This is a genomic window from Galbibacter sp. L-19 (genome assembly GCF_056857615.1).
Window position 1 is genome coordinate 23,483 of sequence record NZ_JBSXNL010000025.1, and the last position, 23,787, is coordinate 47,269.

Sequence of the window (23,787 nt, forward strand, 5' to 3'; positions counted from 1 at the left end):
TTCTATACCCCTTTTTTGACAAATAGATTATTGCCCAAAGAGCAAGAATTATAAGAGACCATATGAACCAGACATATTGCATAAATTTTATTTTACTCTCTTATTTTTTGACTTTTATTTGCGCATTATAAAAAGCCGCAATACAGGCACCTATTAGCCATCCTAAAATGAATATCTGTACTATTCCCAAACCAGCTTCCCATAGTGGCACATCCATCCTGATAATGCTTGTGGTATCTAAACCGTGCAATAGGCTGTTGAAAAAATCGATAGTGGCTTCTCGACCTGCTGTTGACATAACTATCATACAGCCTAAGTAAATTAGTGCCCCCGTAAGACCGAAAGCAAATCCGAGTTTTTTTACGTTTAATCGATACATAATTTTAAAGTTTTGAGTTAGTTGTCTGATTTTAATATCTTTTTTGATTCCTCAAATTCTTCCTTGGATATTTCGCCTTTTGCAAAGCGGTTTTTAAGAATATCCAGTGGGCTGTCCTTCTTTGTTTTTTGATAAGGGATATCTGCTGGGATAAAGAATATCCAAGCCAATAAAATAATCCATATAATCCACCATATTAGGTGCATACCTCCAAAATGTCCTTCGTAAAAATGCATAATTTTTGGTTTTAAGTTGTTGTTAATTTAATTCTGTAATTGTATAACCATTGAGCCCATCAAGTTGCTTTTGTAATTCGGCAACAGAAAGTGCTTCATTCATCGTGATAAGTGCAGCACCTTTTGGTGCCAAAAAGATCTCTGCTTTTTCTATATTGGGATGTTCTTCTAAAGTCTTTTTTACTCTTGATACACATCCACCGCAGCTGATTCCGCTTATTTGAAATTTTTGTTTCATCATTTAGTATTTAATGGTGATGATGCCCTTTGTGTTCATCTTTTGGTTCTGTTTTTGAAACATCTTTACCGTGTTCGTTTTCTCTTTGTCTATTCTGTGAATGATTGTGCCCACCGTGGCGATGTGAACCGTGAGGCATAAATAAGTGACAAGCAAACATAAAGAGGATGAAGATGAATAGAGACGAACTGCTTCCTATACCTAATGATGGTGCAAAAAAGATAAACAGTAATGGTAATCCACAACCGATGACCATCCATATCCAGTGATTATTTTTCATTGTTGTTTATTTTAAAAGTTAAAATTAATGATGCTCGGTATGCTCACCTTTGGTTGGACTATCCATATCGTCCATCTTGTCCATACCCTGCATATCCATTCCTTTTTCGCCCATCATCTTTGAGCAGGATTCCATACAGTCTTCGCTCATCATCCCTTTTTCGTGCATCATTTTCATCATAGTGCCCATCATTTTGCCGTCATTCATCATTCCGTCCATCATTGAGTGCATCATTGTACTGTCTTTCATCATCATTTGCATTCCTTCTCCTTGCATCATTGAGCTCATCATTTTTTTGTTGCCCTGCATCATTTGCATTGCGTGTTGGTTGTCGTGCATACTTTCCATAAATTCGGTCATATAGTCGTGATTTTTGGAAATGGCATTAAAAACTTCTGTGCGAGTTTCAGGGTTTTCCATTAGTGCCTGAGTGTTTGTTTCTTGTTTGCAACTGTTTAAGCTTAAAAGCCCAACTGCCGATAAAACAATTAGTAGTGTTTTCATAATTTATTTTTTGAGTTAAACATTTATTTTAATTTTTATAAACCCATTCCCAACAATCTAAATGTTTATAGTTGAGGGAATGGATTATCAACTATTAATTCGCAGATTTTAAAAAGGTTATAATCTTTTTGAATTTCTTATATGTTATGTGTATTTTCAATATTATTAGATTTTTTTTATACGCCACTTCTTATTATTACCTTTAACTGCCACCAAATTTTCCGAAATCAATTTTGATGTGATGGCAGGTGGATTTTTATCATCCTTATCTTTTGGCGAGACGTGAATGGCCAATTGTGTTAAATGGTCAATGGTATTACCATTCTCATCTATAACAAGCTCAAAATAATGGTAGTTTACCACGTCTTTTTTGAAAATGTCATTATAGCCAATGGTTTCTTTTTCAACTTTTAACACCAAGGCTTTGCCATATTGAAAGTTGTTGGCATTGAGGAATTGTGGAGTGATGACAGTTTTTCCAGTTTTATCGATATAGCCATAATAGAGCACGCCATCTTTTTGGTTTGCAATCAGGCATTTTCCGTTACTGAATATAGGGTAGCTTGCATTGTCTGTTTTGGTTGCCACCAAATCATTTCGAAAATCAACGATTAAATTTCCTTCTGGGTCAATAAAACCCCATTCGTACCCTTTTTTAATGGCAGCGACGCCATTGCTAAAAGGCGAGATGTAGTCTAAATTTTCAAAGGTTTGTGCAATTCCTATAAAGGGAATTAATACTAATGTGATAAGTAGTTTTTTCATTTTGTTTAATTTAATTTGATGAAATTAACCATTGCCTTAAGCTTTTGTCTGCATAACTTTCGTTGATATCTATATAATTTCATCATAGAAATTCCGTTTCCAATTTCCTGTGTTTTTGTAATCGGTCATACTCATTCCCACCACTTCCTTAAACTGTCTAGACAGGTGGTTGACACTACTGTAGTCCAATAAATATCCTATATCTGAAAAGGAATGTTGTTTAAGCTGAATGAGCTCTTTGACTTTTTCTATTTTTAATTTGATAAAGTACTTTTCAATGGTTGTCTGTTGATTTGCTGAAAACAATCTGCTCAATGTCTTGTAATCTTTATGAAGTCTTGAAGCCAATAGTTCAGATGTTTTTACCTTAATATGTAATGGTAACTCTTGCAATTGTTCTATTAGAATGACTTTCATTCTTTCTACGAGCATTTCTTCTTCTTTTTGTACAATTTCAAAATCATTAGCGTGAAGCACAGTTGTAACAGCTTCGACAATTTCATTGCTGGTTTTTTTTGGTGCTTCTACCAATAATCTTCCTAATTCTAATGAAAGCACAGTAACTCCCAATTCTTGTAGTTCTTGCTTAATAACTTTTAAGCAGCGGCTACAGACCATATTCTTAATCCAAAATTCTTTGGGTCCTTTCATAATAATCGATGTATTGCTATTAGGCATTTTGCCAAATAGTTTCAATTTTCTTAATAGTACAAGGTTAATAGTGTTGTTGAGAATTGGGTACAACAAATGTTAGCCAGAAGTGAAATATTGGCTATAGAGGCAATGCAGATTAATTTTAACCTGCGAAGTAGAAAATCAAATTAAAAAGGACTCGTTGAGGATTACAAGGTCTGTGGATAGCAAAAGTGGCCTATAAGCCTTAAAAGAAACTGTGTTTTTCTCTAAACCTTCAAAAAGGTTGATATAAGAATAGACGAAGTTGTTTAAGAAAACTAAAGTTTCAATCTCTGAAATTGTATTGGCCTTCTTGAAGGTGTCATCTCCTTCTTTCAAGATGGTCTTATTATCGCAACAGTCTTTCTCTTGTATTGTAGTACATTGCTTGGAATTATTATCTTTTTTCTGTGCAGTCTCCATACAAGATTCTGCTTTACTAAAAAAAGCCAAATCCACCATTTTATTACAGCAAAAGTGCATATTTACCGTAAAGGATGTGGTGGAAAACAGTATAAAAACTGCTAAAAAGAAGGACAGTATTTTAGTAAAAAAAGATTTCACACTATAAAATTAATAAATTTTGATTAACATTAAAGGATTTTGGAAAATAAAATTCAACTGTTCAATTATTTTATTATCAGTTTTTTACAAAAAAACAACAAAATTAATCAGTACAAATATAATTCTAAAAGTTCAACAGAACTATGATTTATATCATATAAAGGAAGCTGCAAAAGAATTTTATTTGCAAATAATATTTAAGCGGTTTCGTGCAAAATAAACATTGATAAATCAAAAAAAATTGTTAAATAAATAAATTGAGATAAATTTTTTATAAATTTGCAACATTAATGAAAAAAGTTTTTCATAAAATATCATCCGTTTGTTTGGCACTTATCGTGCTATTGTCAACAGTTTCTTTTACTATTGATAGTCATTACTGTGGCGATACTTTAGTGGATTCTTCTTTATTTGGGCACGTTGAAACTTGCGGAATGGATAAACAACTATCCAAAAATGATTGTCAAAGTGAAGTTCAGGATGATTCCTGCTGTTCAGATAAGCAATTAGTTGTTGAAGGTCAGGACGACCTGAAGATGTCTTTTAACACCTTAAATTTTGAGCAACAAGTCTTTGTTGTCTCTTTTGTACATTCTTATATCAATCTCTTTGAGACTCTTGATTCACACATTGTACCATTTAGAGATTATGCGGTTCCCTTTCTCATACGGGATATACAAAAACTGCACGAGACGTATTTAATTTGATTTTAAACAGTTTCCGATAAATATCGGAATAATTAGCCCTATGGTCAATACTATTTTGGGCTCAATTTCTTGTGTTTAATGTTTTGATTTTATCAAGATATTATTCGATGTATAACTGTTTAATAATCATTGTAATGCTGAATAAAAGCATCAAATTTTTAATCGAGAACAAGCTAGTAGCCGTTCTACTACTTGCACTTTTTATTGCTTGGGGAGTCGTAAACGCCCCGTTTGAATGGAATACAGGCTCACTTCCTCGAGACCCTGTTGCCGTAGATGCCATACCAGATATTGGCGAAAACCAACAAATTGTATTTACTAAATGGGATGGTCGATCCCCACAGGATATTGAAGATCAAATTACCTATCCTTTAACCACATCACTTCTTGGTATTCCAGGTGTCAAAACCATACGAAGTTCATCTATGTTTGGCTTTTCAAGTATCTACATCATTTTTGAAGAGGATATCGAATTTTACTGGAGTCGTAGCCGAATACTTGAGAAGTTGAATTCATTACCAGCAGGACTGCTACCTGATGGAGTAAATCCTGCATTGGGACCTGATGCAACTGGTCTTGGGCAAATTTATTGGTACACGCTGGAAGGCCGTGATGAAAACGGTAACGTAACTGGCGGTTGGGATTTACAAGAATTAAGAAGCATTCAAGACTTCTACGTGAAATATGCGTTGTCATCTGCGAGTGGCGTTTCAGAAGTGGCTTCCATCGGCGGATATGTTTTGGAATATCAAGTGGATGTTAATCCCGAATTAATGCGGCAATACAACATAGGCTTGAGTGAGGTTGTAAAAGCAGTAAAACAAAGCAACAAAGATGTTGGTGCACAAACGCTTGAAATCAACCAAGCTGAATACCTTATAAGAGGATTGGGTTATATTAAGAAACTATCTGATTTAGAAAACGCGGTAGTTACTTCAAAAGATTTTACATCCATCCGTATAAAGGATATTGCGAAAGTAACACACGGTCCTGCTACAAGAAGAGGCTTATTGGACAAGGAAGGAGCCGAGGTTGTTGGTGGTGTTGTAGTGGCTCGTTATGGGGCCAATCCTATGGAAGTCATCAACAATGTTAAAGAAAAAATAAACGAGTTAAGTTCTGGGCTTCCATCAAAAACATTAAGCGATGGGAGGACTTCGCAATTAACCATCGTACCCTTTTATGACAGAACAGAACTAATCCAAGAAACCTTGGGCACACTTGATGAAGCGCTAACTTTAGAGATATTGATAACCATTTTTGTGATTATCATAATGGTCTTCAATTTAAGGGCTTCCGTATTGATTTCCGGATTATTGCCTGTTGCGGTTTTGATGGTCTTTATTTCTATGAAACTGTTCAATGTAGATGCAAATATTGTCGCCTTATCTGGTATTGCAATTGCTATTGGAACTATGGTCGATGTGGGCGTTATCCTTTCGGAAAATGTCTTGCGGCATATTGATGAAAATGAAGAAAAGCTACCTATGAATACGGTAGTTTATAATGCGACTGCCGAAGTTTCTGGCGCCATCTTAACGGCAGTAATGACCACTATTATTAGTTTCATTCCTGTATTTACTATGATTGGTGCAGAAGGGAAATTGTTTAGGCCATTGGCATTTACAAAAACGGCAGCACTCACCGCATCTCTTATTGTTGCCCTATTTTTAATTCCACCATTTGCGGCCTATTTATTTAAAAAGAGAAATTTAAAAACTTCTTTTAGTTATATGCTAAATGGAGCATTGATTGTTTTTGGCGTTTTGTCTTTAATTTTAGGCTATCCGCTTGGATTAATATTAGTTGCATTTGGCGTTGTTGGCTTCCTTTCACTAAAGGAAAAGATTACGTCAAAACGCGCCAACATCATCAATATATTTGTTTCGGCTTTTGCTATCATATTCCTATTGGCGGAATATTGGAGACCACTGGGAGTAGATAGAAGTATCCTTATAAACTTAATCTTCGTTGGTCTTATCTGTTTTGGTCTTTTGGGTGTATTTACACTTTTTAGAAATTATTATGTTCGGATTTTAAATTGGGCATTGCGTAATAAGCTGTTATTTCTTTCGATACCAACTGCCATTGTAATTTTTGGAGTGATGATTATGCGTAATACTGGTAAAGAGTTTATGCCTTCACTCAATGAGGGTTCATTCCTGTTAATGCCCACTTCAATGCCACACGCAGGTGTGGAGGAAAATAAACGCGTCCTACAGCAACTCGATATGGCCGTTGCGAGCATTCCAGAAATTGAAACTGTAGTCGGTAAATCTGGGCGTACAGAATCAGCATTAGACCCTGCACCGTTATCGATGTATGAGAATGTTATTCAATATAAATCTGAATATATTTTAAATGAAAATCGCAAAAGACAACGCTTTAAGGTAAACGAAGACGGCTTATTTGTTTTAAAGGATGGCAGTTTAGTAACCAACCCTAATAGCGAAATTGAAGTAGAAGATGATGACTATAAAGCCTCAAAAATTACAGACCCATTCTCTGTGACAAGTTCACAGCTCATTCCAGATGACGATGGAGAGTACTTTAGAAATTGGCGACCTGAAATTGAATCGCCAGACGATATTTGGAAAGAAATCGTAAGGGTTACAAAGCTTCCAGGTGTTACTTCAGCACCAAAGCTACAACCCATAGAAACACGCTTGGTGATGCTACAGACTGGTATGCGAGCACCTATGGGCATTAAGGTGAAAGGACAGGATTTAAAAGAAATTGAGGCGTTTGGGGTACAATTGGAAGATATCTTAAAACAGGCCGAAGGCGTAAAAGAAGAAGCGGTCTTTGCCGACCGTATTGTGGGGAAACCCTACCTACTTATTGATATTGACAGAGAACGACTTGCGCGCTATGGCATAACCATAGAGCAAGTACAGCAAGTTATACAGGTTTCTGTTGGTGGTATGGTGCTTTCACAAACAGTAGAAGGTAGGGAGCGCTATGGTATTCGTGTACGCTACCCAAGGGAATTACGCGCAAATCCAAACGATTTAAAAGATATTTATGTGCCTGTAGAAAAAGGAAGTCCGGTTCCGTTAAGTGAGTTGGTCACTATTAGATATGAGAAAGGGCCACAGGTTATAAAGAGTGAAGACACTTTTTTAGTAGGCTATGTCCTTTTTGATAAATTAGATGGTTTCGCCGAAGTAGATGTGGTGGAAAATGCCCAAGCCCTTATTCAAGAAAAAATTGACAATGGCGAATTGACCGTTCCAAAGGGTATCAATTATCAATTTACGGGAACGTATGAAAATCAGTTACGAGCAGAAAAAACATTGAGCGTGGTAGTACCTCTGGCTTTGGCTATTATTTTTCTAATCCTATATTTCCAGTTCCGTTCTGTTGGAACGTCATTAATGGTCTTTACTGGAATTGCTGTCGCCTTTGCGGGAGGTTTTTTAATGATATGGTTCTACGGCCAAGATTGGTTCTTAAACTTCAGCTTTTTCGGAGAAAATTTACGAGACCTCTTTCAAATGCACACTATAAATTTAAGTGTCGCTGTATGGGTTGGTTTTATTGCTCTATTCGGTATTGCTACCGATGATGGCGTAGTAATGGCTACCTACCTTACGCAAACCTTTGACAAAAACAAACCAACAGATAAAACTGGGGTTAGAGCATCCGTAGTCGAAGCAGGAGAAAAACGTATTCGACCTTGTTTAATGACAACGGCAACCACGATTCTTGCTTTACTACCTGTACTCACATCAACAGGTCGAGGTAGTGATATTATGATTCCGATGGCAATTCCATCCTTTGGAGGAATGTTAATTGCGCTTATAACCCTATTTGTTGTACCAGTATTATTTAGCTGGAAACACGAATTTCAATTAAAAAGAGCTACAAAATGAGATATGTAATTGTAATAGTACTTGCTTTTTTTGCTTTAGCCAAAACGAATGCACAAGATTTGACAACGTACATTCAGGAAGCTGAGAAGAATAATCCAGAGATTCAAGCTTTTGAATTGCGGTATAATATAGCTGAAGAAAAAGTTAATGAAGCAGATTGGTTGCCAAATACCGTTGTGGGAGTAGGTTATTTTGTAAGCGAACCCGAAACCCGAACAGGTGCACAACGTGCTCGCTTTTCGGTATCACAAATGCTGCCTTGGTTTGGAACTATTACCGCAAGGGAAAATTATGCCAGTTCAATGGCAGAAACTCAATATGTAGATATTGCGATTGCAAAGCGAAAACTTGCACTTGCAGTTTCTCAATCTTATTACGAGCTATACGCCATCAGAGCAAAACAATTAGTGCTTGATAAGAACATTGAGCTTTTAGAAACCTATGAGCGTTTGGCGTTAACTTCAGTAGAAGTTGGTAAGGCATCTGCTGTAGATGTTCTTCGCCTGCAAATAAGGCAAAATGAACTTGTACAGCAAAAAGAAGTATTGGAGCAAGATTATTTGGCAGAACAAACAGCTTTCAACAATCTTTTAAATCGGGATGAGGATATTGCAGTAACCGTTGTTGAAGAGATGTTTATTCCAGATGAGGATGCTTTAATCTTAACTGAAAACCTTCAGTTAAACCCAGAACTCATAAAGTATGATAAGCTATTTGAATCGGTTGAACAATCGGAGTTGTTAAACCAAAAAGAGAGTGCGCCCAATATCGGTTTTGGTTTGGACTATGTGCCTGTGTCAGAACGTCCAGATATGAATTTTTCCGATAATGGTAAAGACATTGTGATGCCTATGGTTTCTATTTCAATTCCCATTTTCAATAATAAATATAAGTCAGTGACAAAGCAAAATGAATTGAAACAATTGGAAATAAAATCACAGAAAGAAGAGAGGCTCAATAACCTTGAAACACGTCTTGCACAAGCTATTTATAATAGAAATACAATGAGAATTAAGTTTAATGTACAAACAGACAATTTAAAGCAGGCGAATGACGCCGAAGAAATTCTCATTAAGAATTACGAAACCGGAACTATAGATTTTAACGATGTGCTCGATGTACAAGAATTGCAGTTAAGGTTTCAAATCAATTTAATCGAATCTAATAGAGGGTATTATACAGAATATGCCATCATAAATTATTTGACAAAATGAAAACAATAAAAATTATTACGCTATTACTTTTCACAACTTCAATTTTTGCCCAAGTAGGCACAAACGGAAATGATAGAAAGGAAGATGGGCGACCTGTTAAGGAGTATAACCTTACCATTGAGGAAAACGAAATGACACTTGGAGGTGTTACTGCCAATGCAATGACCATCAATGGAGGTATCCCTGGGCCTGTTTTGGAATTTAATGAAGGAGACCTTGCTATAATCAACGTAACCAATAAAATGGATGAAGAAACTTCAGTGCATTGGCACGGATTGATACTTCCCAATTTTTACGACGGGGTTCCATATTTAACTACCCCACCGATTGAGCCAGGAACAACCTTCCAATACAGGATTCCAATCAACCAATCGGGAACATATTGGTACCATTCCCACACAATGCTACAAGAACAAAAAGGTGTTTATGGGTCTATTATCATTCATCCAAAAGAGAAAACCTTGGAATATGATAAAGATTTAGTCGTGGTATTATCAGATTGGACCAATGAAAAACCAATGAATGTATTACGAAACCTTAAAAGAGGTAACGAGTGGTATCAAGTTAAAAAAGGCACAGCAGTGCCATTAAGTAGGGTCATTTCAGAAGGTGCCTTTGGTGCTCAACTTAAATTTTGGAGAGACCGTATGGAAGGGGCTGATATTGCAGACATTTATTATCCCGCATTTTTGTCCAACGGTAAAAAACTGGCAGAGTATCCAGAATTTACGGCTGGCGAAAAAGTAAGGCTTCGCTTCATTAACGCATCGGCTTCTACCTATTATTGGATGGACTTTGGCGGAGGTAACCCAATGTTGGTTTCCAGTGATGGTGTTGACGTGCAACCCGTTTCCAAAAGCAGATTTCTCTTTGGCATAGCCGAAACGTATGATGTAATTGTAACTATTCCAGAAGGAACTATTGAAATTACCGCAACCGCTCAAGATGGTTCAGGTCATACCTCTATACAGTTAGGTAATGGCACTCTTTACCCAGCCAAAAGAATTGATAGACCTGATAAGGTAGCGATGATGAAGCAAATGGCTAAAATGGATATGAAAATGGGAGCACCTGCAATGGTTGGAAACAAGAAGAAGAATACACCCGAAGTTTTAATGCAGAAGTACGGAATGAAGATGAAAATGGGGAACGATAAGATGTCGATGAAAGATGGCAAAATGAATGACCAAATGGATATGAAGATGGATGATACAATGGGAATGAAAAAAGACTCGATGTCAATGAGCCATAATGGAGCATCAAATAAAATGGAAGGTCATATGCACAATATGCCAATGATGCAGAAGGATTCTACTTCTTTTGATTATGAGGAGCGAAAGACATACTTCAACTATGATTTTTTAGAGGCAAAAGAAAAAACTGAATTTAAGGCAGATTTACCAGTAAATGAAGTGTTGCTTAACCTAACAGGTAATATGAATCGCTATGTATGGAGTATGAATGGGGTTCCATTATCAGAAACCGATAAGATAAATATAAAAGGAGGCGAGGTAACCAGAATTACATTAAATAACCTGACTATGATGCACCATCCAATGCACTTGCACGGTCATTACTTCAGGGTCATTAATGAAAAAGGAGAACGTTCCCCATTAAAGCATACCGTGAACGTACCACCAATGCAGAAAGTTATTATTGAATTTTATAACGAAGAGTATGGCGATTGGTTCTTTCATTGTCACGTATTGTACCATATGATGGGTGGTATGGCAAGAGTGTTTAGTTACGATACCCCAAGGGATGATAGAATGAAAGATTATCCAGTTCAGAAACTTATCGATGAGACAGACCATTATTATTCGTGGGGATTGGCTCGTGCAGGTTCAAATTTTAATGAACTCTTTTTAACGTCGAGCAATATCCGAAATGAATTTGGTTTGAGAACAGAGTTCGATTACGACCAAAATCTTGAAGCCGAAATAAGTTATAATAGGTATCTGAACGATTGGGTACGTGTTTATGCAGGAGTAAATACCGAAACGTCAACACCAGATTCTTACGATACATTTAATACCGTAGGATTGGTTGGTGTAAAGTATTTTACGCCTTATAGATTTAATGTAGATGTGAGTATGGACCATCAGCTACGCCCAAGAATACGTTTGGACAGAGAATTATTGATTTTTCCAAGAATTTTTTTGGAAGGCGAATACGAATACAGAGCAGATTTTGGATGGGTCAATGATTTAGAGAATAATAAATCATTTGAAAGCGAAACACAATGGTTGGTAGGGGTTGCATACATTCTTTCGCGCAATTTTTCAATCCAAGCTAACTACAATAACCGATATGGATTGGGTGGTGGACTATTAGCAAGATTTTAAACAACTAAAAATTAAAAAAAGATGAACTATTATTTTAATAAAACAATCAATGGAACCTTCGAAGAGGTCATAGAGAAAGTGACACAAGGATTAAAGGAAGAAGGTTTTGGAATCCTTACAGAAATTGATGTAACAGAAACACTAAAGAAAAAACTGGATATAGACTTTAAAAAGTATAGGATTCTAGGGGCTTGCAATCCTCCCTATGCTCACAAAGCTTTGCAAGCAGAAGATAAAATTGGAACGATGTTGCCTTGCAATGTCATAGTTCAGGAAATTGAAGCAGGCACCATTGAAGTAGCAGCAGTAAACCCAATGGCATCGATGCAGGCAGTGGAGAATGAGAAGTTGAATGAGGTTGCCAATGAAATAACTGCAATGCTAGAAAACGTAATTGAAAAACTATAAAATACATTTCAAAAAGTAATACAAATAAACACAAACATAAATTAAAACAAAATGAGCAAATTAAAATCAACATTAGGTATAGTTGCAATAGCATTTATAACCTTAACAGCAATGTCTTGCAAAGACAACAAAAATGAACAAAATAATGCAGATGGGAACCATTCTGAAATGAGTGCTGATGAAGACCATTCAAAAATGAATCACGATAATAGTGATGAACACCACGATGGAGATAAGAAGGAAATGGCAATGAGTGGCGATGGTAATTCACAAGCTGTATTAAAGGACTACTTTAATCTTAAAAATGCGTTGGTTGCAGATGATAATGCTAAAGCAAAAACACTTGGTGCAACTCTGGCAACAACTTTAGGGAATTTTGATGTTTCATCAAATTTTTCCGACACTCAAAAAGCCGAATTAAAAGATATTATAGAAGATGCCGTAGAGCACGCAGAACATATCTCGGAAAGTGATATAGATCATCAGCGAGAGCATTTTAAAATATTGAGCAAGGATGTATCTGATATGGTTGCAATTACAGGAACTGAAAACACCCTTTACCAACAGATTTGCCCAATGTACGATGGCGGTAGTGCTTGGCTGAGTTTGAGCAAAGACATTAAGAATCCCTATTACGGAAGTCAAATGTTGAATTGCGGGAAGGTACAAAAAGAGATTAACTAATGAGGATTGTAAAAATAATAGCAATAATACTATTGGTGGCGTTTGTGGGAATTCAATTTATTCCCACAACACGAAATCAAAGTGATACGGTACCCGAAACTGATTTTATGTTGGTTAACAATGTTCCGGAGAACATTCAAAATAAGTTACAGGTTTCCTGCTATGATTGCCACAGTAATAATACGCAATACCCTTGGTACAATAAAATTCAACCCGTTGCTTGGTTTTTGGAAGACCATATCAAAGAAGGAAAGGCCGAGCTTAACTTCAGTAAATGGGATTCCTTGTCTAACCGACGAAAAGCCAGTAAATTAAGGTCTATTGTCAAACAGATTGAAGCTGGCGAAATGCCTTTGGATTCTTACACTTTGATACATAAAGAGGCAGCCTTTTCAGAAGAGGAAGCGAAAGAGGTAATTAATTTTATGACACAATTAAAAGACAATTTATAAACTATAATTAAATATAATAAAAATGAAAAATTTAAGAATGAGTATAGCAGCAGTGCTATTGTTAGCAGTTTCTTTTACCAACGCACAGGAAAAGAAAAAGATGAACCACGATCACGAAGATATGAAAATGGATCATAGTAAAATGACAACTATGAAAAGTGATGCAAAAACAGAAACAATTTTAAGTGATTACTTTAATTTAAAAAATGCTTTGGTTGCAGATGACACCAAAAAAGCAGCCCAAGCTGGGTCTAAATTGGTAGTTTCTCTTAAAGCTTTTGATACGGACAGTTATTCAAAAGAAAATCAAGAAGAATTAGAAGATATTATAGAAGATGCCGTAGAGCACGCCGAGCATATTTCTGAAAGTGCCATAGACCACCAGCGCGAACATTTTAAGACCTTAAGTAAGGACATAACAGATTTGGTAGCTATTACGGGAACAAAAAACACGCTTTACCAACAATTTTGCCCAATGTACGATAAAGGTAGTGCGTGGTTGAGTACCAGCAAAGAAGTAAAAAACCCATATTACGGTAGCAGAATGCTTAAATGTGGAAAAGTGCAAAAAACTATTCAATAAATAATCCCCTGCCTTTAATACTCTTTTAAATATATTGGTTTATTAGTTAACAGTAGCTTAAGAGATGGCAGGGTTACCTGAATAGTTGTAAAGTCCTGTCGTGGGAAGGAAAACAATGTTGATGATTAGTGTTAGTTCCTTCCCAAGTCAGGCACAATGAACTTTTGAAAAAGAGAAGTTGATTTGGTTAATAGCAGCCTGAACTGGGAGAGAGATTAAATCCCTAAATATAGCGTCTCTCTTCCTAGGTCGGGCAAATTAAAATTTCGCAGAAAAGAAGTTTAGTGAAGATGCTTGATTTTGAGGGGTAAAAATTTGGTTGGTTCATTAAAGTTTACCTCTCATCTTCAAGTATTATTTATATGGTTTTGCAAATAACAATAAAGAAAAGAATTTATAACAATGAAAGAATGTTGCAAGAACGGTTGCCAACAAATAATAGGTAAATCTGTGGTTAAAAAATGGCTCAATTATATAGTATATACAATCCTAATATTAATAGTTGGTGGTGCATTGGCACTTCAATTATTTAGTTAAGAGCTTAAATTAAAATGGTTAATGACAACAAGAAAAAAATCTGAAAACACAGGGTTTTACAAACAACTATTTAGGGTTCTTTAAAAATAAGGGTGTTGAAAGTACGATGAGCGGGATGGCACCTAAAAGCCCATTGCTTGAAAAGATTTTAAAGTATGTTGCCTATATCTGTTACGTCTGGTTGGTAGGTGGAATAATTGTCAAATATTTTGTGAATTAAATTATAGAAAGTATGGTCAACAGAAAGACAGCAAAATGGATTCGAAAAGCGCACCGATACTTGGGTATATTCCTCGGCATTCAGTTCTTGATGTGGACTATCAGCGGAATGTATTTTAGCTGGACGGACATTGATGAAATACACGGCGACCAGTTCAAAAAAGAAAAGCCACGGCAAACTGCTTTTTCCAACCTATTGGGGACTGAGCAATTAGCGAGTGAAGAACCAATCCAAACACTAAAATTATTGGAAATAGCCAATGAGCCGTACTATTGGATTAACGAAGCTAATTTATTTAGTGCTAAAACGGGAAATGAAAAAAATGGTATTACTAAAGCTGAAGCAAAACAGGTAGCCAATAGATATATGCTGCCCGATTTGGAAATAAGGGGTATAAAACGAATTGAGAAAGTAGATGCACATCACGAATACCGTGGTCGTCCATTACCAGCCTATGAGATTTCATATAAAACCCCACAAAACTTGAAGGCTTATGTCGCCATAGAAAATGGTGCATTTCAGACCGTTCGTCATAGAAACTGGCGCTGGTTCGATTTTTTGTGGATGAACCACACTATGGACTATCAAGGCAGGGACAACTTTAATACCATAATCCTGCGGGCGTTTTCATTGTTAGGGTTAATTACAGTATTAAGTGGGTTCTTACTTTGGTACATATCGTCGCCCACAATTAGAAAATTGGTTAAAAAGAAACGAAAATAAGTAACACTAAAACCAACATAAAATGGAAAATTCAAATCAAAATTCAAAGAAAAACAACTACACAAAATTTGTAGGTATGCTCGTGGCATCCTTCATAGCAATGTACGTTACAATGTACTTAAACTCTTATGAAATTGACCACGTCTATTTTAGTCTTACCCGATTTTATATGAGCTGTTTGGGTATTGCCGCTATGGCCATTATTATGTTTGTAACAATGCGTAATATGTACCAAAACAAAAAGAAAAATATAGCAATTGTTCTTGGAAGTATTGTTCTATTTGGTGGCGCGTTAGGCCTTGTGAGGGTACAGGCCCCAATTATTGGCGATGTGCTCTATATGAAAGCTATGATTCCGCATCACTCTATCGCCATTTTAACCAGTAAGCGAGCGGATATACAAGACCCGGAAGTGAAGAAATTAGCAGATGATATAATTAAAGCACAAGAAAAGGAAATTGCAGAAATGAAAGCAATGATTAAACGATTAGAAAATAACAAATAAAAACAAAGACAATGAAAAAAAACATCATTTATATAGGTATTGCCTTGATTGTTGGCCTTCTAGGTGGCTTTCTACTGTTCGGTGGAGATTCTACTGATAAGGCAACAAATAGTGCTAAAGACAATCACGAACATTCAGAAGAAATTGCTACTAATCAAATGTGGACCTGTTCTATGCACCCACAGATTATGCAACCAGAACCTGGCGACTGCCCAATATGTGGAATGGATTTAATTCCAGCTGAATCGGGTGCCGATGGCCTCAATGCCAATGAAATCAAAATGACCGATAACGCAATGGCTCTAGCCAATATTCAAACGTCACTTGTGGGACAAGGACAAATAGGAAATAATTCCCTAAAATTATCTGGAAAGATAAAAGCAAATGAAGAGTCAAATGCCGTACAGGTCACATATTTTGGAGGAAGAATTGAAAAACTATACGTTAATTCAACAGGAGAACGTGTTGGCGCAGGACAACGCTTGGCAACTATTTATTCGCCAGAATTAGTTGCGGCACAACAAGAACTGCTTACCGCTTCATCATTGAAAGAATCGCAACCAGAATTATATAAAGCTGTTAGAAACAAGCTCAAACTTTGGAAACTTTCAGAAAAGCAAATCAACGCCATAGAAAACTCTGGGAAAGTACAAGAAAACTTTCCTGTGTACGCAACCGTATCAGGAACGGTAACACAGAAAATGGTAGAAGAAGGTGACTATGTAAAACAAGGACAACCCTTATACAAAATTGCCAATCTCAATACAGTATGGGCAGAATTTGATGCTTACGAAAACCAAATTGCGTCCTTAAAAGAAGGACAAACCATTAAAGTAACCACCAATGCCTATAGAAATGAAGTGTTTGACGCCAAGGTCTCGTTTATTGCCCCCTTATTAAACTCTGCTACAAGAACGGTGGTTGTGAGAGCTGTTTTACAAAATAAAAAAGACCTCTTTAAGCCGGGAATGTTTGTGGAAGGAAAAATCGAGGGTGCTCGAACGAGCACAGAGAACACCGTTTCTGTACCGTCAACGGCTGTTATGTGGACGGGCGAACGTTCTGTGGTCTATGTCAAAACAGACCCTAATAAAGCTGTTTTTGAGATGAAAGAAGTTTTATTGGGCAATGCCACTGGCGATAGTTATACCGTTCTTGAAGGTTTAAAAAATGGAGATGAAGTGGTAACTAACGGCACGTTTACAGTAGATGCCGCGGCACAGCTTCAGGGTAAAAAATCAATGATGAATCAAGAAGGAGGTAAAACTATGACAGGACACGAAGGACATTTGGGAATGCAAGAAGATGGTTCTGGAGAAAATATGGATGTAACCAATCATTCTCAAATGAAGGAAAGAATTAGGGTTTCAAACAAATTTCAGAATCAGTTAGAACAGGTTTTTGATGATTATATTCTTTTAAAGGATGCATTGGTAAACGATGATACCAAGGGTGCTCAACAAGCAGGAGAACAAATCAACCAGTCCTTGAAAAAAGTGGATATGAAGTTATTATCTGATAAAAAGGCGCATAACCATTGGATGACCATTCAAAAGGAACTAAAATCATCTGCAAATGCTATTGAGAACAGTTCAGACATAGCAGCACAAAGAGGGCATTTCAAGCATCTTTCGGCACATATGATAAGTGGTGTACAGCTTTTTGGGGTCAACCAAAATGTATATATCCAGTTTTGCCCAATGGCCAATAACAATAAAGGTGCCTATTGGATAAGTTTGGAAGAAGAAGTGCGAAATCCATATTATGGAGAGGCTATGTTAACCTGTGGAGAGGTAAAAGCAACTTTAAAATAAAACGAATTACGGATTAATCAAGTAATCTACATAAGGCCAAAAAATAATCTTGGTTTTATAATGGCGAACGATAATGAGTGAAAGCAGAAGAAATAGACGAAAAAATGAAAGGAAGAAGCATCAACCTAAAAGTAATATCACAAAAAAAGATAAAATTATAGCTTTTGTTGTGATAGTATTGATTTTTGTAATTGCTGCGATAGCTGCTGTTTACTATTCTCTACACAAATCTGGGTTAACCTTGTTTTAAAGACAAGTATTATATGAGAGAGATTATCTATATTAAAAATATGGTCTGCCCAAGATGTATCTCGGCAGTATCCAATATTTTAAAACAACTTGAAATATCCTATGCTTCTATTAAATTGGGAGAAGTTAAATTAGTGTCAACATTAAATGCAAACACCAAAAAAGAGCTTTCCGAAGCCCTTCAAAATTCAGGTTTCAGTTTGATTGACGACCGTAAAAGTCAACTTATTGAGCAAATGAAAACTTTGGTTGTTGAGAAAATACATCATTCCAACGACGAAACCGATTTAAAATGGGCAGATATTATAAGTGGTGAACTTAATTTGGATTACAAATATTTAAGTTCCCTATTCTCGTCAGTAGAAAGCATCACGTTTGAGCAATATATCATCAACCAAAAAATTGAACGTATAAAAGAACTCATAGTTTACGATGAACTAACCTTAAGTGAAATAGCTTTTCAACTACATTATAGTAGCGTTGCATATTTAAGCAATCAGTTCAAGAAAATTACTGGGATGACACCATCACAGTTTAAGAAATCGATGGGCAAAAACCGAAAATCCTTGGATGAGATTTAAATTTAATAAAAGAAATAAATGCTAAAATCAATATTTGAAATAACCCAAATGGATTGCCCTTCGGAAGAAAATCTAATCCGAATGAAATTGGATGGGGTTTCGAGTATAGCGAATCTCGATTTTGATATTACTAATCGAAAACTGACCGTTTTTCACAAAGGTCAAATTGATGAAATAGAACAATCAATTTTACAACTTAATTTAGGCGGAAAATTACTCACAACAGAAGAAACAGACCAAATCGAATTCAAAGAACATAAAAACCAAAAGAAATTACTCTGGACGGTTCTCGGAATAAACTTTGCTTTCTTTGTTATTGAAATGGCAACAGGACTGATTTCTGAATCAATGGGACTTGTTGCCGATAGTTTAGATATGCTAGCAGACAGTTTCGTTTATGGAATTAGCTTATTTGCAATAGGTGGCACATTAATCAAAAAGAAAAGAATAGCTAAAATTGCAGGATATTTTCAAATACTACTTGCTACAATAGGATTTTTGGAAGTTTTAAGGCGTTTTTTCGGAGCGGAAAAACTTCCCGACTTTTCCACAATGATTATCGTTTCGATATTTGCACTTATAGCAAACGGAATTTGTCTTTACATTTTGCAAAAGTCAAAGAGTAAAGATGAGGCACATATGAAAGCAAGTATGATTTTTACTTCAAATGATGTAATTATAAATACAGGTGTAATTATTGCTGGACTTTTAGTTTACTGGTTGAATTCCAATAAACCAGATTTGATTATAGGAACGATTGTCTTTGTTTTAGTAATTCAAGGTGCTTTAAGAATATTAAATTTGAGTAAATAAACATATTAAATTCAGATATTCTTTTAATCAGCAAATTCTACAAATCATTCAGCATATAATGTAACACATTAAAGTCCTTTAATCCTGAAATTTGCAGTGTACAAATAAGAATGGGTTTATGGAGACAATCAACATATTTGAAACCGAAAAAAAGAATGTTAAACAGGGAATAAAAGAATCATTCCCAGTTATAGGTATGACCTGCGCATCTTGCGCAGCAAGCGTTGAATCCGTTTTAAAACACACAGATGGCGTATTTGATGCTAGCGTAAACTTTGCGAGCAGTTCTGTTCTTGTAGAGTACGACAAAGAGTTGAGTCCTAATCAACTTCAAAATGCACTTCGCGAAGTTGGTTATGACATAATCATTGATGCGGAGAATCCTTCAGCAGTACAACAAGAACTACAGCAAAAACATTATCAAGACATAAAAAACCGTACTATCTGGTCGGCCATACTTACCCTTCCCATTTTTGTATTAGGAATGTTTTTTATGCAATGGGAACCAGGTAAGTGGATTTCTTTGGTGTTGACTTTTCCAATTCTTTTTTGGTTCGGTCGTAGCTTTTTCATCAATGCTTTCAAGCAAGCCAAACACGGTAAATCAAATATGGATACGCTTGTAGCCTTGAGTACAGGAATCGCTTTTCTGTTTAGTGTGTTCAACACTTTTTTTCCTGAATTTTGGTTGAATCGTGGTATCGAGCCTCACGTTTATTATGAGGCGGCAACGGTAATTATAACCTTTATTTCCTTGGGGAAACTATTGGAGGAAAAGGCAAAGTCAAATACATCTTCAGCCATTAAAAAATTAATGGGACTACAGCCTAAAACGTTGAAAATTATTGAGAATGGTGAAGAAAAGGAAATTCCTATTTCGTCTGTTCAAGTAGGTCAGACCATTTTAGTGCGTCCGGGAGAAAAGATTCCTGTGGATGGAGAAGTATCTAAAGGAAGCTCGTATGTAGATGAAAGTATGATTACGGGAGAACCTGTTCCTGTTGAAAAAATAAAAGATGAAAAGGTATTTGCAGGCACGGTAAATCAAAAAGGGAGTTTTCAATTTACTGCCGAAAAAGTAGGTGGAGAAACCTTATTGTCCCAAATCATTAAAATGGTTCAGGAAGCCCAAGGAAGCAAAGCACCTGTTCAGAAACTGGTCGATAAAATTGCTGGAATATTTGTTCCTGTCGTATTGGCTATATCTATTATTACATTCATCGTCTGGATGTCAGTAGGTGGCGACAATGGCTTCTCGCAAGCCTTATTGACATCTGTAGCCGTATTGGTTATCGCTTGTCCCTGTGCCTTGGGCTTGGCAACGCCTACTGCCATAATGGTCGGCATAGGCAAAGGAGCTGAAAATAATATTCTTATAAAAGATGCCGAAAGTTTGGAACTCGGTTATAAAGTGAATGCTGTTATCCTTGATAAAACTGGTACTATTACCGAAGGAAAACCATTAGTAACTGATATGCTTTGGAAGGATAAACTTGAAAATAGCAATGAATACAAAAAAATTCTTTTGGCTATCGAAGCACAATCAGAACATCCCTTGGCAGGGGCTGTAGTCAACCACTTAAAAGATGAAAATGTTGAACAAACTGAAATGGCTTCCTTCGAAAGTATCACAGGAAAGGGGGTAAAAGCTCAAACAGAAAATGGTTCAAAATACTATGTTGGAAACCATAAGCTAATGGTTGAAAAGAATATTCAAATCGACGCTTCCTTAATGCAAACGGCAGAAAGTCTCGAAGAGCAGGCTAAAACGGTCATTTTCTTTGGCAATGAAAAGCAAGTGCTGGCGATACTCGCCATTGCTGACAAGATTAAGGAAACTTCAAAAAAAGCCATAGCAACGCTTCAAGAAAGAGGCATTGAGGTCTATATGCTTACTGGAGATAACAATAAAACCGCATCTGCTGTCGCAAAACAAGTAGGAATAACAACAAATTACCAAGGAGAAGTGATGCCTTCGGACAAAGCTGCTTTTGTTGAAAAATTACAAGCAGAAGGAAAGATAGTAGCGATGGTTGGTGATGGCATAAACGATTCCCACGCTTTGGCGCAAGCCAATGTGAGTATTGCTATGGGCAAAGGTTCGGATATCGCAATGGATGTAGCAAAAATGACCTTGATAACATCAGATTTACAATCTATCCCAAAAGCATTGGAACTATCAAAAAGAACCGTGTTGGGCATACGTCAGAACTTATTCTGGGCATTTATTTACAACATTATTGGCATTCCAATTGCAGCGGGAGTTCTTTATCCTGTAAATGGGTTTTTGTTGGATCCGATGATTGCAGGTGCAGCAATGGCATTCAGTAGTGTATCCGTAGTTGCAAATAGCTTAAGACTTAAACGAGTAAAACTTTAATAATAAATAAATTCAATACTATGAAAACTTTAAAATTTAAAACAAATATCAATTGTGGTGGGTGCGTATCAAAAGTCACCCCTTTTTTAAACAAACAAGAAGGTGTAGAAAGTTGGGAAGTAGATACCTCTAATCCTGATAAAATCCTAACCATTGAAAGCGATGGTGTAACCGAAGAAGATGTAAAGGCGACTTTGCAAAAAGTGGGATTTAAGGCCGAACCTGTAGATTAATACGTTTTTAATATGGCTTATATTTTTATTTCGGTTGTGATTGTTCTTTTTGCTGTTCATTTTTATAGAAAAGCAAAACGCTCAAAGTGGTGCCAATCCTGTTCTAAAAGAAACTCAAGTAAATAATTTTATTTATGGGAAAGAAGCAATATTGAAAAATTAATTTAACTCAAATTACGAGGATGTATAAATAGAGTAAGCTATGGCACTCAGTTTATCATAGTACCATAGATTAGGATGTACAAAGAGAAATAGTAGGATGATTTTTATAAAATTAAACGCTCAAAGGAGTATTAAGTGAAATCTGAATTTCGGTCTATGTGGTTGCATGAGGAAGAATTAAGCAGTACAACCCCAGTAGCCTACCTCCTTGAATTCCTTAACCTTGAGAGCCAAACTAGGCAATGGAAAAAATACATAGCGGCTCAAAAACTGAAAGCAAAACAAAGCAATCAATTGGAACTGTTTTAAGGATACCTACGTTTTGGAAATTCTATTAGGATTAGGGGTGGAGGAATAATCAGTTAGGAGATTATAAAACATCCCTTCGTAAAACTGAACTTTTTCGTTAAGAATTTTAAGAAATAGTAACTGATGTACATCTTAAGATCTGTAAGAAAAAATCATTTTTCTATTTATATTGCATCCTGAATTTAAAAAAAATACCATGAAAGATTTAATTTCAAAGATCGAAGCCGAATTCGAATCATTTCAAAAAGATGCAAACTCGCAACTAGAAAGTGGAAATAAAGCAGCTGGAACCAGAGCGCGTAAAGCCTCTTTAGAGCTTACAAAGCTTTTTAAAGAGTTTAGAAAAGTATCCGTTGAAGAAGGAAAAAAATAGGTAAATAAAAAAGGCAGACTAATTGGTGTTAGTCTGCCTTATCATGATCGCTATTATAGTAATAGCAAAAGAGAGCGTTTATGTGTTTATAGTTAAGAATTATCTACTATTGCTGCATCAGGTGCATTTGATTTAACAGAAGCGATTCCAGTTTCCATGGCCGAAGTACTCGAATACATCTCACTAGTACCAATTACTTGACCATTACTCGATTTTAAATTAAAAAACGGACTTCCATCTTTGGCGGTATTCCGTTCGAACATTGCATCATCTTGAGCATTTTTCTTTACAGAGTCGATACCATTCTCACAAGCTGATTTTGTAGTGTACCCTTGACTACTTAAGATGACTTGTCCATTCGTAGCTTTTAGATTAAACCGATATTTATCAGATGTATCGGTGCTTATTTCAAATTTCCCCATGGTTTGTTAATTTTAGTTTCAAGATAAAACTTTTAGAGAGAGTTTCAAAATATCCTATACGTTATTGAAAAAATTAAGAGTTTAAATCAGTCTATTTAAGATAGTATTTTTTTAAATCCACCGCGCTCCTCATTTTTCATTTTCTAAAAAGTCCTTTTTGGTAAATCCTTCTTTTGGATTTACTCGGCAAAGTCCTGAAAATAAAAATTGAGTCTTCCCCACATTTTAAGGGTTTTATAATAAAAGAAGCCGTTACCTGTTTTTCGGGATAACGAAAAACAGCGGTAGTGGTCTAAGGATTGCTAACCCGAAATCATTTTTATAGGCGTTTAACTTCCCGTACACGCCTGCAAAAATGTATCGGCTAAGCATTCCTAAACCCCTATAGAACCTGTCAAGACTATAACAAGTTTTGTTTAGAAATAAGGTTTCTACTTCCTTGTAAATCCTAGGATTTACTGGCGTCAGCAGACACTCCTGATTTCTGCTCAAAAGTCTTGACAGAACCTACTGCTTTTATAAGTGCTATGCACGCAAGAAGGCAAACAAACACCCCT

General features: G+C 36.1%; 25 protein-coding genes. 16 read left to right on the forward strand and 9 right to left on the reverse strand.

Features of this window, described 5'->3' with window-relative positions:
- Window positions 1–100: 100 nt before the first annotated feature.
- The 8 genes from AC13CQ_RS01460 to AC13CQ_RS01495 form a co-directional block, all read right to left on the reverse strand.
- Complete coding sequence (locus tag AC13CQ_RS01460; RefSeq protein WP_008616426.1) at window positions 101–379, reverse strand: DUF5676 family membrane protein; 279 nt, start codon at window positions 377–379, stop codon at window positions 101–103.
- A 17-nt stretch (window positions 380–396) separates the two neighbouring features.
- Entirely contained in the window at window positions 397–615 is a 219-nt protein-coding gene (locus AC13CQ_RS01465; RefSeq protein WP_008616427.1) for an SHOCT domain-containing protein, read from the reverse strand.
- 22 nt (window positions 616–637) lie between these two features.
- Entirely contained in the window at window positions 638–853 is a 216-nt protein-coding gene (locus AC13CQ_RS01470) for a heavy-metal-associated domain-containing protein (protein WP_008991346.1), read from the reverse strand.
- Window positions 854–863: 10 nt separating this feature from the next.
- On the reverse strand, window positions 864–1,133 hold the full coding sequence (locus AC13CQ_RS01475; RefSeq protein WP_008616429.1) for a hypothetical protein: 270 nt from the start codon (window positions 1,131–1,133) through the stop codon (window positions 864–866).
- Window positions 1,134–1,157: 24 nt separating this feature from the next.
- The gene (locus AC13CQ_RS01480) at window positions 1,158–1,637 is read right to left on the reverse strand and encodes a hypothetical protein (protein ID WP_008616430.1); all 480 of its coding nucleotides are present in this window, start codon (window positions 1,635–1,637) and stop codon (window positions 1,158–1,160) included.
- 165 nt (window positions 1,638–1,802) lie between these two features.
- Entirely contained in the window at window positions 1,803–2,402 is a 600-nt protein-coding gene (locus tag AC13CQ_RS01485; RefSeq protein ID WP_008616431.1) for a WG repeat-containing protein, read from the reverse strand.
- A gap of 69 nt (window positions 2,403–2,471) precedes the next feature.
- Window positions 2,472–3,053 carry a helix-turn-helix domain-containing protein gene (locus AC13CQ_RS01490; RefSeq protein WP_040880381.1) on the reverse strand — a complete coding sequence of 194 codons (582 nt, stop codon included), beginning with the start codon at window positions 3,051–3,053 and terminating at the stop codon, window positions 2,472–2,474.
- Between the two features lie 165 nt (window positions 3,054–3,218).
- Window positions 3,219–3,641, reverse strand: a complete 423-nt coding sequence (locus tag AC13CQ_RS01495; RefSeq protein ID WP_008616436.1) for an HYC_CC_PP family protein — start codon at window positions 3,639–3,641, stop codon at window positions 3,219–3,221.
- Window positions 3,642–3,931: 290 nt separating this feature from the next.
- On the opposite strand from AC13CQ_RS01495, the gene AC13CQ_RS01500 reads away from it, so the two are divergent.
- From AC13CQ_RS01500 to AC13CQ_RS01575, 16 genes are all read left to right on the forward strand, one after another.
- On the forward strand, window positions 3,932–4,348 hold the full coding sequence (locus AC13CQ_RS01500; protein ID WP_008616438.1) for an HYC_CC_PP family protein: 417 nt from the start codon (window positions 3,932–3,934) through the stop codon (window positions 4,346–4,348).
- A gap of 134 nt (window positions 4,349–4,482) precedes the next feature.
- Window positions 4,483–8,223 (forward strand): efflux RND transporter permease subunit, encoded by a 3,741-nt coding sequence (locus AC13CQ_RS01505; RefSeq protein WP_008616440.1) that lies wholly within the window; start codon window positions 4,483–4,485, stop codon window positions 8,221–8,223.
- On the forward strand, window positions 8,220–9,437 hold the full coding sequence (locus AC13CQ_RS01510; RefSeq protein ID WP_008616442.1) for a TolC family protein: 1,218 nt from the start codon (window positions 8,220–8,222) through the stop codon (window positions 9,435–9,437). Before AC13CQ_RS01505 ends, AC13CQ_RS01510 begins: the two co-directional genes overlap by 4 nt.
- Window positions 9,434–11,782, forward strand: coding sequence for a multicopper oxidase domain-containing protein (locus tag AC13CQ_RS01515; RefSeq protein ID WP_482882681.1), 2,349 nt, complete (start codon window positions 9,434–9,436; stop codon window positions 11,780–11,782). Before AC13CQ_RS01510 ends, AC13CQ_RS01515 begins: the two co-directional genes overlap by 4 nt.
- A gap of 21 nt (window positions 11,783–11,803) precedes the next feature.
- Window positions 11,804–12,190: a DUF302 domain-containing protein gene (locus AC13CQ_RS01520; RefSeq protein WP_008616446.1), complete on the forward strand. Its 387-nt coding sequence runs from the start codon at window positions 11,804–11,806 to the stop codon at window positions 12,188–12,190.
- Window positions 12,191–12,241: 51 nt separating this feature from the next.
- Window positions 12,242–12,874, forward strand: coding sequence for a DUF3347 domain-containing protein (locus AC13CQ_RS01525; RefSeq protein ID WP_482882682.1), 633 nt, complete (start codon window positions 12,242–12,244; stop codon window positions 12,872–12,874).
- The gene (locus tag AC13CQ_RS01530; protein WP_027884428.1) at window positions 12,874–13,326 is read left to right on the forward strand and encodes a heme-binding domain-containing protein; all 453 of its coding nucleotides are present in this window, start codon (window positions 12,874–12,876) and stop codon (window positions 13,324–13,326) included. The genes AC13CQ_RS01525 and AC13CQ_RS01530 overlap by 1 nt, the downstream gene beginning before the upstream one ends.
- A 22-nt stretch (window positions 13,327–13,348) precedes the next feature.
- Window positions 13,349–13,909 (forward strand): DUF3347 domain-containing protein, encoded by a 561-nt coding sequence (locus tag AC13CQ_RS01535; RefSeq protein ID WP_040880317.1) that lies wholly within the window; start codon window positions 13,349–13,351, stop codon window positions 13,907–13,909.
- Between the two features lie 769 nt (window positions 13,910–14,678).
- The gene (locus AC13CQ_RS01540; RefSeq protein WP_008616453.1) at window positions 14,679–15,389 is read left to right on the forward strand and encodes a PepSY domain-containing protein; all 711 of its coding nucleotides are present in this window, start codon (window positions 14,679–14,681) and stop codon (window positions 15,387–15,389) included.
- 22 nt (window positions 15,390–15,411) lie between these two features.
- Complete coding sequence (locus AC13CQ_RS01545; RefSeq protein ID WP_008616455.1) at window positions 15,412–15,894, forward strand: DUF305 domain-containing protein; 483 nt, start codon at window positions 15,412–15,414, stop codon at window positions 15,892–15,894.
- An 11-nt stretch (window positions 15,895–15,905) separates the two neighbouring features.
- Window positions 15,906–17,708, forward strand: coding sequence for an efflux RND transporter periplasmic adaptor subunit (locus AC13CQ_RS01550; RefSeq protein ID WP_008616461.1), 1,803 nt, complete (start codon window positions 15,906–15,908; stop codon window positions 17,706–17,708).
- A gap of 263 nt (window positions 17,709–17,971) precedes the next feature.
- The gene (locus AC13CQ_RS01555; RefSeq protein ID WP_008616465.1) at window positions 17,972–18,538 is read left to right on the forward strand and encodes a helix-turn-helix domain-containing protein; all 567 of its coding nucleotides are present in this window, start codon (window positions 17,972–17,974) and stop codon (window positions 18,536–18,538) included.
- Window positions 18,539–18,556: 18 nt separating this feature from the next.
- Complete coding sequence (locus AC13CQ_RS01560; RefSeq protein WP_008616466.1) at window positions 18,557–19,351, forward strand: cation efflux transmembrane domain-containing protein; 795 nt, start codon at window positions 18,557–18,559, stop codon at window positions 19,349–19,351.
- Window positions 19,352–19,469: 118 nt separating this feature from the next.
- On the forward strand, window positions 19,470–21,731 hold the full coding sequence (locus AC13CQ_RS01565; protein WP_008616467.1) for a heavy metal translocating P-type ATPase: 2,262 nt from the start codon (window positions 19,470–19,472) through the stop codon (window positions 21,729–21,731).
- Between the two features lie 20 nt (window positions 21,732–21,751).
- Entirely contained in the window at window positions 21,752–21,964 is a 213-nt protein-coding gene (locus AC13CQ_RS01570; protein ID WP_008616468.1) for a heavy-metal-associated domain-containing protein, read from the forward strand.
- A gap of 667 nt (window positions 21,965–22,631) precedes the next feature.
- Window positions 22,632–22,808 (forward strand): histone H1, encoded by a 177-nt coding sequence (locus AC13CQ_RS01575; protein ID WP_008615214.1) that lies wholly within the window; start codon window positions 22,632–22,634, stop codon window positions 22,806–22,808.
- 92 nt (window positions 22,809–22,900) lie between these two features.
- On the opposite strand, the gene AC13CQ_RS01580 is transcribed toward AC13CQ_RS01575, so the two are convergent.
- Window positions 22,901–23,230 carry a YegP family protein gene (locus AC13CQ_RS01580; protein ID WP_482882683.1) on the reverse strand — a complete coding sequence of 110 codons (330 nt, stop codon included), beginning with the start codon at window positions 23,228–23,230 and terminating at the stop codon, window positions 22,901–22,903.
- Between the last annotated feature and the right edge of the window lie 557 nt (window positions 23,231–23,787).